Here is an 11,756-nt window from a genome sequence, read left to right on the forward strand (position 1 = left end):
GGGCCGCTTCCCTGCCCGAGGTTCCAAGGGGGCCGAGTCGCGTCCGGCCGATCCTTGGAAGCGTGCGGCGCTGCGCCCTCAAGGTCAAGGGGAAGACTACCGCATATGGGAATGTGGCGAGGTCGGGGCGCTACATATGGGGGACGATCGCGGCCGGAACCCGGGCCTTGAACGCGAACGGCGGACGCCCGGGGAGGGCGTCCGCCGTGGGACCCTGTCGCGCGGAGGCGATCAGAGGGCGGCGTCGATGGCCGCCTTCATGTTCTCGTACGAGGGGTTCTCGACCTTCTTGTCGTCCACGATCAGCGTGGGCGTGCCGGTGAAGCGCGGATCCTCGCGGTAGTCGCGATACATCTCGACCAGCGCCCGCTCGGCCGTGGAGTCGGCGAGGCAGGCGTTCACCTGCTCCTCGGTCAGGCCGCCCTGGCGGCCCATCTTGGCGAGCTCGGCGGGGATGTCGTCGGCGCGCGCCCAGCGGGACTGGCGGGTCAGGAACAGGTCGACGAAGCCGAAGTAGCGGTCGGGGCCACCGCAGCGCGCCACGATCGCGGCCATCAGGCCGAAGCGGTCGAAATAGGCCTCGCGCAGCTCGTAGGAGATCTTGCCCGTGTCGATGTAGTCCTTCTTGAGCTGCGGGAACACGTCGGACTGCCAGGCCGCGCAATGCGGGCAAGTCAGTGAGGCGTATTCGATCACGTGCACGGGCGCGTTCGGATCCCCTTCGACCTGCACCCCCAGCAGCACGCCGCTCTCGGTCATCTCGACCTCGTCGGCCGCCTGGGCGGGCGCGAGGGAACTGACGGCGAGCGCCGCCGTGGCGGCGATGGCGAGTAGAATGCGTTTCATCGGCGGCCTTTCCTGTCGACCTGCAAACCGCCCCCGCCCCGTGGCAGGCGCGGGGGGACTGCGCTGGTCTTAGCGCGACGGGGGCGCGGGCTCAAATCCCCGCGGGGCGGCGGGGGGTCACGTTCTCGCAAGCGGGCTCGCAAGCGGGGAGCGAGGGCGGAGGCGCTCAGCCCTCCTCCTGCGCGGCGCGGACCCGGCGGCCGAGCCGGGCGAGGGCTGCGCGCAGCCCCTCGTCCTCGACCTCGGCGACGTCGGCCGGGGCGGGGGCGTCGTCGGCCGCCGCGCGGCGCTCGAATCCCGAGGGGCCTTCCGCGAAGCCGGGCGCCGCGTCGCGTGCGGCGGCCGAGAGGCGGCCCGCCTGCACGATGCGCACGCGGGAGATGGCGCGGTAGCCGTAGTGGGCGTTCACCCGCTCGATGATGCGGGGGCCCTGCATCTCGACCTCGGCGGCGCGGGCGCCCTCGACCTCCAGCACCAGGGTCGCGCCGAAGGCGGCGGAGGAATAGCCGATCTTCAGCGGGCGGCAGTGGGCCGAGAGCGTCTCGCCCGCGATGGCCACCCAGTCGAACAGGATCCGCGTCTCGGCGAATCCGCGGCGGGCCGAGGCCTCGCGCACCGGCGCCGCGGTCAGCGAGCCGACCTGCAGGAAGCCCACGCCGCGGCGCTTGGCCTCGGCCTGGCCCCTGGGGGATTTCGCGGAGGCGGGTTTGCCGGCGGGTTTCGAGGCCGCCGCGGAGGTCGCCCGAGGCTTGCCGGCGCCGGCTTTCGCGGGGGCGGACGCGGGGGCATCGGGGCTTGCCGCGGCCTCGCGCGGGGCCGCGGGGCGCACGCCGCCCATGGGGCCCGAACGCGCGCCGGGACGCCGCACGCGCTGGCCGCGGGCGCCTGTCCGCTTGCCTCCGCCGCCGTCCTTGCCGAAGGTCTCGCCCATGTCCGCGCTCCGTGCCCGATCCGCTCCAGCCTGCCCGTTTCGCCGCGCCCTGGCTAGGGCGCCCCGCGCCCTGCCGCAGGGGGCGCGGCGATGACCCGCGCCCGTCGGCCCGCCGCCCCGGCGCGTCCCGCCGGGCCGAAGCGGCCCGCCCGCCCCGGCCGTCGCGAGGCCGCGGCCGAGGCGCCCGCGCAGGACGCCCGCGCGACCGAGGCCGCGCCTTCCAAGGCCGCGGTCGGGAGTTCGACCGCGCCCGTCCCAGAAGCGCCCCCCGAGAAACCCCGGCGCGGACGGCCGAAGAAGGCCGCCGCGACGCCCGAGGTCGGGCCGCAGACGCCGCAGGACGCGGCGATATCGGCCGAGCTGCTCGCCTGGTACGACCGGCACGCCCGCGCCCTGCCCTGGCGCGTCTCGCCCGCCGACCGCGCGGCGGGCGTGGCGCCCGATCCCTACCGGGTGTGGCTGTCGGAGATCATGCTCCAGCAGACCACCGTCCCCCACGCCGCCCCCTACTTCCTGCGCTTCACCGAAGTCTGGCCGACGGTCGGGGACCTGGCCGCGGCGCCGGACGAGGAGGTGATGGCCGCCTGGGCGGGCCTGGGCTACTACGCCCGCGCCCGCAACCTGCTGCGCTGCGCCCGCGCGGTGGCGACCGACCACGGCGGCCGCTTCCCCGACACGGAGGCCGCGCTCCTCGACCTGCCGGGACTGGGCCCCTACACCGCCGCCGCGCTGGCCGCCATCGCCTTCGACCGGCCGGCGGCGGTGATGGACGGGAACGTGGAGCGGGTGGTCTCGCGTCTCTTCGCCGTCGAGACGCCGCTGCCCGCCTCGAAGCCCGAGTTGCGGGCGCTGACGGCGCGGCTGACGCCCTCGGCGCGGCCCGGCGACCATGCCCAGGCGATGATGGACCTCGGCGCCACGATCTGCACGCCCCGCTCCCCCGCCTGCGGCATCTGCCCGCTGCGCGAGCCCTGCGCCGCCCGCGCCGCCGGCATCGCCGAGACCCTGCCCCGCAAGGCGCCCAAGGCCGCGAAGCCCACGCGGCGCGGGGCGGTCTTCGTGGCGGTGACCCCCTCGGGCCGGCTGCTGCTGGAGACGCGGCCCGAGAAGGGCCTGCTGGGGGGGATGCCCGGCCTGCCCGGCACCGACTGGGACCAACGCGGCGCGGGGGAGGAGGCGCCCACGGCCGAGGCGCTGGCGCAGGCCGCGCCGCTGGCCGCGGAGTGGCGGCGGATCGGGGCGCAGGCGCGCCACGTCTTCACCCATTTCCAACTGGTGCTCGACATCATGGTCGCCACGGCGGCGGAGGAGTCGCGGCCTGCGCGCGGGTCCTTCGTCCCTCGGGCCCGCGCGCATGCCGATCGCCTGCCGACGGTGATGAAGAAGGCGCTGCTGCTGGGCCTGTCTGCGCTGGAGGCGGACGAGGGCTAGAGCCCTCGGCCTCCGGAACGAAGCGCGAACTTCGAACTTGCGCGACTCGGCGCGGGGGCGGAGGCTTACGCCGCATCCCCGTGCTGCCAGGAGCCTTCCCATGTCCGCCCATTCCGGCCGCTGCACCTGCGGCCAGGTCCGCTTCCGCCTGACTGCGGCGCCGATGATCGTCCATTGCTGCCATTGCAGCTGGTGCCGGCGGGAGACCGGCTCGGCCTTCGTGCTGAACGCGGTGCTGGAGGCCTCGGCGGTGGAGGTGCTGGCGGGCGAGGTGGAGACGGTCGTCACCCCCTCGGCCAGCGGCAAGGGACAGCGGATCGACCGCTGCCCCGTCTGCCGCGTGGCGGTGTGGAGCGTCTATTCCGGGGCCGGCCCGAAGATCCGCTTCGTGCGGGTCGGGACGCTGGACGCGCCCGAGCGGCTGCCGCCGGACGTGCACATCTTCACCTCGACCGCCCTGCCCTGGCTGACGCCGCCGCCGGACGCGACGACGTTCGCCGAATACTACGACCCGGCCGAGGTCTGGAGCGCGGAGGCCCGCGCCCGCTGGCGCGCGGCGCGGGACGGCTGAGGCGCGCTCAGGTCCGCTGCAACCCGTGGACGGAGGAGCCGTAGCGGTTCGACCGCGTCGAGGTGGGGCGCAGCATCAGCCACAGCAGGTAGAGGTTGCCGAGCACGGGCACGAAGCCCGTCAGCAGCCACCAGGCGCTCTTGCCCACGTCGTGCAGGCGGCGGCCGGCGACGGCCAGGGTCGGCGGCGTCAGCAGCAGGCCCGAGATCAGGGTCAGCGGGTGCCCGGATTCGAGCGAGAACATCGGGAAACCGAGCAGCGTGGCGCTGACGGTGTTGTCGACGACGAAGGCGCCTGCGGCGACGAGCAGGAGGAAGAGGCACCACCACCAGAATTCCTGCAGGCCGGCGCGGCCCCGGAACTCGGCGAAATTGAGAAACACGTTGGAGACGGCATCGGAGAACTTCATGTCGCACCACCGATCTGGGGGGACGCAGGATGGCCGGCCCAGACGCTGGAACAGGGCCGGCTTTCGAGCTCGACAAGATCCTGCCACATTTCGTTGCGGCGCGGCAATGGAAACTTAACATCTTGATTTAAAATGAAGGATGCAAGGCGAGGACCATCGCAAGCCTCGCCGCCAGGTTGTCGCCGCAGCCGCGACGGCGGCGCGCCGCGGCGTTGAGACGAGGCGCCCGCCGGGCTTCGGAAATCGTTTCTATGCATGGGTTTTTCACCGATGCGGCGCCGGGGCCCGGCGTGCGGCGGCAGGTCGCGCCGCAACCCGGCGGCGGAACGGCGAACGGGCCGCCCAGGGGCGGCCCGTCCGATGGAAAAGGCGCGATGCGGTCCGCCCGGGCGGGCGGCGAAGGGGGCCTCAGGCCTCGGCTTCGGCCAGGATCTGCTGGCGCAGCAGGTCGATCGGCACCAGCACGCCGTCCTTCTCGAAGTGCCAGAAGGTCCAGCCGTTGCAGCTGGGCGCGCCCTGCACCGCGGCGCCGACCTGGTGGATCGAGCCGGTGGTCCCGTCCGCCGACAGCGTGGCGTCCGCGCGCAGCTTGGCCTTGCGGCGCCCGTCGGCGGAGCTGAGGATCTGGCCCGGCTTCAGCATCCCCCGCTCGACCACCTGGCCGAAGGGGATCCGCGGCGCCGCGCGGCGGGAGCGCGCGACCTGCAGCGCCTCCATGTCGTAGGGCTTCACCTCGGCGATGCGCTGCTGGGCGGCCTTGCGATAGGCCTCCTCCCGCTCGATCCCGATCCAGGCGCGGCCGAGGCGGCGCGCGGCGGCGCCGGTGGTGCCCGAGCCGAAGAACGGATCCAGGATCACGTCGCCGGGCTGGGTGGCGCCCAGGATGATGCGGTGGAGCAGCGCCTCGGGCTTCTGGGTCGGGTGGACCTTGCGGCCGGCGTCGTCCTTCAGCCGCTCGCCGCCCGAGCAGATCGGCAGCACCCAGTCCGAGCGCATCTGCACGCCGTCGTTCAGGCTCTTCAGCGCGTCGTAGTTGAAGGTGTACTTGCCGCCCTCGTCGCGGGCGCACCAGATCAGCGTCTCATGCGCATTGGTGAAGCGGCGACCGCGGAAGTTCGGCATCGGGTTCGACTTGCGCCAGATGATGTCGTTCAGCACCCAGAAGCCTTCGTCCTGGAGCGCAGCGCCGACCCGGAAGATGTTGTGATAGCTGCCGATCACCCACATCGTCCCGCCCGGCTTCAGCACCCGGCGCGCGGCCTTCAGCCAGGCGCGGGAGAAGCGGTCGTAGGCCGCGAAGCCGTCGAACCGGTCCCAGGCGTCGTCCACCGCGTCGACCTTCGAGTTGTCGGGCCGGTGCAGGTCGCCGCGCAGCTGCAGGTTGTAGGGCGGATCGGCGAAGATCATGTCCACCGAGGCCTCGGGCATGGCGTTCATGCGCTCGACGCAGTCGCCCGAGAGGATCTGGTTCAGGGGCAGCGCCTGAGCTCCCACGACGCGGGCGCGAGGCGCCTTGCGGGGCCGCGCGGCGGCGGCCGGACGGGCGGTCTTGACGCTGCGCGCTGCGACGGTCTGGCTGGTTTCGGCCGGCATGTCGCGACCCCCTCTGTTCGTACCCTTGGTGCGAATCACATATGAGGGAAACGCGAATCGGGGTCAATATCCTTTTGAATCAGGGCGTTGCGCGCGACTCTTCAAGCAAGATGTTGTGTATGGGTTTGAAGGAACGCCGATGATGTGGGGTGACCCCCAAGCGTTTGAGGGCGCCGAGGTGCTCGGCCGTCCCATATCCGCGGTTCCGCTCCCACCCGTATCCGGGGTGATCGCGCGCCAGCCGGTCCATCTCCGCGTCCCGCGCGACCTTGGCCAGGATCGAGGCGGCGGCGACGCTGAGGCTGCGCGCGTCGCCCTTCACCAGCCATTCGCCGGGCTGGGCGAGGCCCCGCGGCAGGCGGCGGCCGTCGACGATCACCCAGTCGGGCGCCACGCCCAGCGCCGCGATGGCGCGGACCATGGCGAGGTCCGCCGCCGGTCCCAGCCCGAGGCCGTCGATCTCCGCGACCGAGGCGATCCCGACGCCGCAGCGGGCGGAGGCCAGCAGCGCCTCGTAGAGCGCCTCGCGACGCTTCGCCGTCAGCGCCTTGGAATCCGCCAGCCCCGCCGGGATCGCCGCGGGGTCGAGGATCGCGGCGCCGGCGTAGACCGGCCCCGCCCAGGGCCCGCGCCCGGCCTCGTCCACGCCGCAGACGAGGGCCGAGGGGCCCAGCCGCTCCCGCGCGGCGGACTCGAAGGCGTCGTCGGCGACGATCTTGGGGGAGGGGATCTTGGACATGGGCTCTCCGCGCGCTCAGGGGCGCGGAGAATGCCCCGGCGCGCGCTCCGGGTCACCCCCAGGCCCGGCGAAGCCGGGCCGCCGCGCGCCCCGCTGCGAGGTCGGCGAGGGCGGGCGGGTGGGGAGCCGGGCTCGGAGCGGGGCGCGCGGCGGCCCCTCGCGCGATCAGAGGTCGAGCGCCAGCTGGTCGCCCTTGCGCTGGGGCTTGCGGAACAGGTCGGTGCGCAACGGCGGCAGCCGGCGGTCGAGGCCGTGGCGGCGCGCGGCGCCCTGGAAGCGGCGGCGCAGCAGGTCGGCCCAGACCCCCTGCCCCGACAGCCGCCGCCCGAAGGCCGCGTCGTAGTCGCGCCCGCCGTGGATCTCGCGCACCCGGCCCATCACCCGCTCGGCCGCGTCGGGGCGATGCTCCTGCAGCCATTCGACGAACAGGTCCCGCACCTCCCGCGGCAGGCGCAGCACGATGTAGCCGGCCGAGACGGCGCCGGCGCGGGCGCAGGCCTCAAGGATCCGCTCCAGCTCGTGGTCGGTCAGGGCGGGGATCACGGGGGCCACCATCACCCCCGTCGGCACGCCCGCCCGCGCCAGCGCCGCGATGGCGCGCAGGCGGGCCTGGGGGCTCGCCGCCCGCGGCTCCAGCGCCCGGCCGAGGCGATGGTCGAGCGTGGTCACCGACAGGTAAACCCGCGCCAGCCCCTGCCGCCCCATCTCGCCCAGGATGTCGAGGTCCCGCGTCACCCCCGCCCCCTTGGTCACGATCGAGACCGGGTGACGGTGCGCGCGCAGCACCTCGAGGATCCGCCGGGTCACGCGCTTGTCGCGCTCCAGCGGCTGGTAGGGGTCGGTGTTGGTGCCCATGGCGATGGGCCGGCACTCGTAGCCCGGCGCCCGCAGCTCCTGCGCCAGGCGCTCGGCTGCGTCGGGCTTCACCAGGATCCGGGTCTCGAAGTCGAGGCCGGGGGACAGGCCGAGATAGGCGTGGGTGGGCCGCGCGAAGCAGTAGGTGCAGCCATGCTCGCAGCCCCGGTAGGGGTTCACCGAGCGGTCGAAGGGCAGGTCGGGCGAGGTGTTGCGCGCGATCACGCTGCGGGAGTGGTCGATCAGGACCTCGGTGCGCAGGGGCGCCTCGTCCTCCTCCTCCCGCGCCCAGCCGTCGTCGGCGGCGACGCGGGTCTCGCGCTCGTAGCGGCCGGAGCGGTTGGAACCGACGCCGCGGCCGCGACGGCGGGCGGCGTCCACGGCGGCGCGCTCGGCGAAGCCGTAGGCGCCGGGGTCGGACGTCTCGAACGTGTCGAAAAGATCGGGCATGGGACTCGCGCCTCCTGCGGGACAGAATGGCGCGAGAACCGGAACATTACAAGAACATTAACGCGGCCGCAGGCGGCCCCGCGACGTCAGGCCTTCGACGCGCAGGCGGTGCAGAGGGGCGCGTGGGGCACCAGCTCCAGCCGTTTCTCGTCGATCTCCTCGCCGCATTCGATGCACTCGCCGTAGGTGCCGAGGTCGACGCGGTCGAGGGCCGCGCGGATCAGGCGGATCTCGGCGAGGCCGTTGGCGCCCAGCCCCTCGAGCACCTCGTCGTTGCCGCGCTCAGTCGCGCGGTCCTCGAAGTCGGCGTTGGGGGTCGCGTCGAGATCGGTCTCGATCTTGTGGAGCCGCGCCTCCAGCTCCGCGAGGCGCGTCTCGAGCACGCTCTTGAAATGCGGGACATGGATCATCGCGGGTCTCCCTTCCAGACGGGGCCTGGCCCCTCCTTCAGATGGGGGCCGCCTCGCGATCCTTGTAGGGCGCGGCGGGTCGCGAAACCTTGATCGGGATCAACCGTCAACCGTTTCCAGGGCCGGCTCGGGCGGGTGGCCCGGGGCGCGCAGCCAGCCGTCGAGGAAGGTCACCTCCTCGCAGCCGCAGAAGCGCGCGACGCGGGCGAGTTCGGCCTCCAGCCGCGCGAGCCGGCCCTTGCCGAAGGCGACGCCGGCCTCGGGCCACAGCGCCGAGACCTCGAGCCGGCCGTCGCGCCGCTTCATGTCGATGCGCCCGACCAGGCGGTCCCCCTCCAGCAGCGGAAAGACGTAGTAGCCCCAGCGGCGGCGGGGGGCGGGGACGTAGATCTCGATGCGGTAGAAGAAGCCGAACAGCCGCTCCGCCCGGTTGCGGTCGCGCAGCGCGGGATCGAAGGGCGACAGGACCCGCAGGCGGCCGGGTGCGGGGGGCGCGGCGGCGGCGGCCTCGTCCAGGCCCGGCCAGGCGTAGGCGCGGCGCTGGGCGCCGGACGCGGTCTCGATCTCCACCTCCTCGATCGCGCCTTCGGCGAGGCGGGCGGCGCACCAGTCGCGGGCCTCGGCCTTGGTCACCGTCTCCCAGAAGGCCGCGATCTCGCCCGAGGTGGCGAAGCCCAGCCGGTCGAGCGCGCCGCGGCAGGCCCAGTCGATGGTCTCCTCGCGCGAGGGGTGGCGGTCGAAATGCTCGGGCGGGATCACCCGCTCGGCCAGGTCGAAGCGCTTCTGGAAGCCGGAGCGCGAGCACACCGCCAGCTCCCCCGAGCGCCACAGGAACTCCACCGCGGTCTTGGAGGGGGTCCAGGACCACATCTCGCCGGTGCGGCTCTCGTCGTCGCCGGCCATCTCGCGGGCCTGGGCGGCGCCGTTGGCGCGGATGTGCTCCAGCACGTCGTCGAAGCGGTGGGCGAAGTCGCCCTGCCAGTTGCGGTAGGCGCGCGCCAGCCGCTCCCGGTCGCGGGCGAAGCGGGGGCGCCAGTGGGGGAAGAACTCGGTCGGGATCAGGCTCGCGTCGTGGGTCCAGTGCTCGAACAGCGTGCGGTCGCGCTCCAGCAGGGGGGCGAGGTGCTTCGGGCGGTAGGAGCGGCGGCGCGCCGACAGGATCATGTGGTGCGCCCGCTCGACGGTGGCGATCGAGTCCACCTGCACGAAGCCCAGCCGGCGGATCAGCTCCACAAGCCCGGCCTTGCCCGGCGTCTCGGGACCGGGGTCGGAGAGGGCGTGGCGGTGGAGGAACAGCCGGCGGGCGTCGGCGTTGGACAGGCGGAGTCGGGCGGGCTCGGACATGGCCGCATCCAGCCGCCCGAACCCGCCCCGGTCAACCCGGAACCTGCGCCGCCCTCACAGGATGAAGTCGCCCTTCGACAGGTCGGAGATCTCCAGCCCCTCGAGCAGCAGCGTGCCGCCGCGATGATCCTCGAGGTCGATCCGCACGCCCTGGTCGGTGTCCGCCATCAGCTGCTTCTTCAGGGGCTTCCAGTTCAGGTCGAAGGCCGAGAGGTCGACGTGGTCCTCGCCGTGGGTCATGTCGCGGATCACGTCGTCGCCGTTGCGCAGGGCCACCACGAACACGTCCTCGCCCGCGTCGCCCTTCAGGTCGTCGTCGCCGCGGCGGCCGTGGATCTCGTCCGCGCCGTCGCCGCCGAAGATCAGGTCGTCGGCGGCGCCGCCCTTGAGCTCGTCGTCGCCGCCCTCGCCCTGGATCCGGCCGTCGACCTCGCTGCGCCGGCCGCCGTTGTAGACGTCGGCGCCATCGCCCAACCGCACGTCGCCGTCGATGTCGCCGCGGTTGCGCAGCAGGTCGTCCTGGTCCGAGAGCTGGACGGCCGCCTCGTCCCCCACGATCAGGCCGCGGTTGACCAGCACCGAGCCGGCGTCGGGGGAGCTGACGAGAACGCCGTAGCCGCCGTCGCCGCCGATGATCTCGCCGGAGTTGAACAGCCGCTCGAAGGAGGCGTTGATGCCCTGCAGGGCGTTCACGTCCGCCGCGATCAGGCCGGTGTTGATGACGTTCACCCCCAGCGCGGTGGTGATGTAGAGCGCCTCCTGCTGGATGCCCTGCAGGAGGCCGGTGTTGAGCACCGTGCCGTCGTCCCATTCCTGCAGGAAGGCGCCCCAGGTGCCGGTCACCTCGCCCGCGTTCTGGAAGGCCGAGTCCGTGCCGATCATGTAGACCGCGGAGTTCCCGGGAACGTTGAGCGAGCGCAGCACGCCCGTCTCGCCCACTACCAGGCGGTTCTGGCCGATGCCCGAGGCGTCGTCGCCCAGGATGATCGCGTTGCCGGCGCCCGAGACGATGGCGCCGTCCACCATCACCTCGTGCCCGTTGGCGTCGATCGCGGCGCCGACGACGGCGGCCTGGGTCCCGACGGCGACGGTGACGTCGCGGGGGACATAGAGCCGGTCGTTGTCGGCGAGTTCGATCTGCGTGGTCGTGTCGGTCGCCAGAATGAAGGCCATGGTTCGTCTCCGCCCCGTCGTCCGCGCGCGGACGACTTGGTCCGCGGCCGAGACGACGTCGGCGCGGGCCTTTCCCCGATATCCACGTCTCGGCGCGCGGCGGGGCGCCCTTCGGGGCGTTCCGGTTGTCGTGCGCATCGTCGCGCCGGCGCGGGCGTTTCCTCAGAAACCGATGCTCGCGCCGAGGGTACGCGGCGTCAAGCGAACCGGACGCGGCGGTCAGGCGGGGTTCATGGCGGGGGCGACGCCCCCTGCGCTCAACCCCTGGCGCGGCGCAGCAGCAGGCCCGCGACGGCGAGCCCCCCGCCCAGCAGCGGCAGCGCCGCGGGGACCGGGACGGCCGAGGTCGAGGACTGCTGGAACGTGTAGGAGGATGCCACGGTCTGGTCGCCCGCGAACTGGCTCAGCACCTCCCCGGTCGAGAAGGTGACCTCCATGAAGGAGCTGTCGGCCTCGCCGTTGTTCCAGAAGATCGAGTTGAAGTTCACCGTCAGGTTCCCGCTGTCGGGATCGACGTCGGTCTGCATCCGGAAGGTCTCGGTCGGGTCGAAGCCCACGTAGCCCAGTTCGAACTCGTCGGTGCGGACGCCGCTGTTGTTGATGTCGCCCGTGATGATCGAGGCGCTGAAGCCGCCGGGCGGCGTGTAGCTGAAGTTGGCGACGTAGTCGAAGTTGTAGGAGACGTCGCCGATCGTGAAGCGAAACCGGGTGATCTGGGCCGCGTCCGAGTCGTTGGTCAGCTGGAAGTCCGGCACGTTGGTGTTGCCGCTGATGACCAGCGTGTAGCCGACGTCCAGCGCCAGCGCGGGCTGAGCGACGACCGCGACGGACGCGGCGAGCGCGAGCGATGCGAGCTTCATTTCAAGGGTCCCCAATACACCACGCCGACGCGGCTCCCCTCCGCGGCGGCCCATGACGCGCCCGGCGCGCCGGGCGGTTTCAATACACGGAACCGAGATTAACAGATTCGAACTTCCGTAGCGACAATCGACTGCAAGCCGGCC

General features: G+C 72.9%; 12 protein-coding genes. 2 read left to right on the forward strand and 10 right to left on the reverse strand.

Translation table 11 applies throughout. From position 1 onward, the window contains the following. Positions 1 to 231 precede the first annotated feature (231 nt). The gene (locus P2H44_RS20375; protein WP_275766543.1) at positions 232 to 846 is read right to left on the reverse strand and encodes a DsbA family protein; all 615 of its coding nucleotides are present in this window, start codon (positions 844 to 846) and stop codon (positions 232 to 234) included. 166 nt (positions 847 to 1,012) lie between these two features. Next, complete coding sequence (locus P2H44_RS20380; protein ID WP_275766545.1) at positions 1,013 to 1,777, reverse strand: DUF721 domain-containing protein; 765 nt, start codon at positions 1,775 to 1,777, stop codon at positions 1,013 to 1,015. A 348-nt stretch (positions 1,778 to 2,125) separates the two neighbouring features. Between P2H44_RS20380 and mutY the strand changes: the two genes are divergently transcribed. Together mutY and P2H44_RS20390 are read left to right on the forward strand one after the other, a co-directional pair. Then, a complete protein-coding gene (mutY, locus tag P2H44_RS20385; RefSeq protein ID WP_275766899.1) occupies positions 2,126 to 3,208 on the forward strand; it encodes an A/G-specific adenine glycosylase in 1,083 nt (360 codons plus the stop codon). Between the two features lie 100 nt (positions 3,209 to 3,308). Further along, the gene (locus tag P2H44_RS20390; protein WP_275766546.1) at positions 3,309 to 3,779 is read left to right on the forward strand and encodes a GFA family protein; all 471 of its coding nucleotides are present in this window, start codon (positions 3,309 to 3,311) and stop codon (positions 3,777 to 3,779) included. A gap of 7 nt (positions 3,780 to 3,786) precedes the next feature. On the opposite strand, the gene P2H44_RS20395 is transcribed toward P2H44_RS20390, so the two are convergent. The 8 genes from P2H44_RS20395 to P2H44_RS20430 all read right to left on the reverse strand — a co-directional run bounded on the left by P2H44_RS20395 (position 3,787) and on the right by P2H44_RS20430 (position 11,612). Beyond that, positions 3,787 to 4,188 (reverse strand): DUF805 domain-containing protein, encoded by a 402-nt coding sequence (locus P2H44_RS20395; RefSeq protein WP_275766548.1) that lies wholly within the window; start codon positions 4,186 to 4,188, stop codon positions 3,787 to 3,789. A 408-nt stretch (positions 4,189 to 4,596) separates the two neighbouring features. Beyond that, positions 4,597 to 5,781, reverse strand: coding sequence for a site-specific DNA-methyltransferase (locus tag P2H44_RS20400; RefSeq protein ID WP_275766550.1), 1,185 nt, complete (start codon positions 5,779 to 5,781; stop codon positions 4,597 to 4,599). 79 nt (positions 5,782 to 5,860) lie between these two features. Next, positions 5,861 to 6,520 (reverse strand): ribonuclease HII, encoded by a 660-nt coding sequence (locus P2H44_RS20405; protein WP_275766553.1) that lies wholly within the window; start codon positions 6,518 to 6,520, stop codon positions 5,861 to 5,863. A 165-nt stretch (positions 6,521 to 6,685) separates the two neighbouring features. Continuing rightward, positions 6,686 to 7,825: a PA0069 family radical SAM protein gene (locus P2H44_RS20410; protein WP_275766555.1), complete on the reverse strand. Its 1,140-nt coding sequence runs from the start codon at positions 7,823 to 7,825 to the stop codon at positions 6,686 to 6,688. Between the two features lie 86 nt (positions 7,826 to 7,911). Next, complete coding sequence (locus P2H44_RS20415) at positions 7,912 to 8,235, reverse strand: TraR/DksA family transcriptional regulator (RefSeq protein ID WP_275766557.1); 324 nt, start codon at positions 8,233 to 8,235, stop codon at positions 7,912 to 7,914. A 99-nt stretch (positions 8,236 to 8,334) separates the two neighbouring features. Beyond that, positions 8,335 to 9,579 carry a winged helix-turn-helix domain-containing protein gene (locus P2H44_RS20420; protein WP_275766560.1) on the reverse strand — a complete coding sequence of 415 codons (1,245 nt, stop codon included), beginning with the start codon at positions 9,577 to 9,579 and terminating at the stop codon, positions 8,335 to 8,337. A gap of 54 nt (positions 9,580 to 9,633) precedes the next feature. Continuing rightward, positions 9,634 to 10,752: a calcium-binding protein gene (locus P2H44_RS20425; protein ID WP_275766563.1), complete on the reverse strand. Its 1,119-nt coding sequence runs from the start codon at positions 10,750 to 10,752 to the stop codon at positions 9,634 to 9,636. A 257-nt stretch (positions 10,753 to 11,009) separates the two neighbouring features. Continuing rightward, positions 11,010 to 11,612 carry a VPLPA-CTERM sorting domain-containing protein gene (locus P2H44_RS20430; protein ID WP_275766566.1) on the reverse strand — a complete coding sequence of 201 codons (603 nt, stop codon included), beginning with the start codon at positions 11,610 to 11,612 and terminating at the stop codon, positions 11,010 to 11,012. Positions 11,613 to 11,756 lie beyond the last annotated feature (144 nt).

The organism is Albimonas marina, from assembly GCF_029223255.1.
Lineage (GTDB): Bacteria > Pseudomonadota > Alphaproteobacteria > Rhodobacterales > Rhodobacteraceae > Albimonas.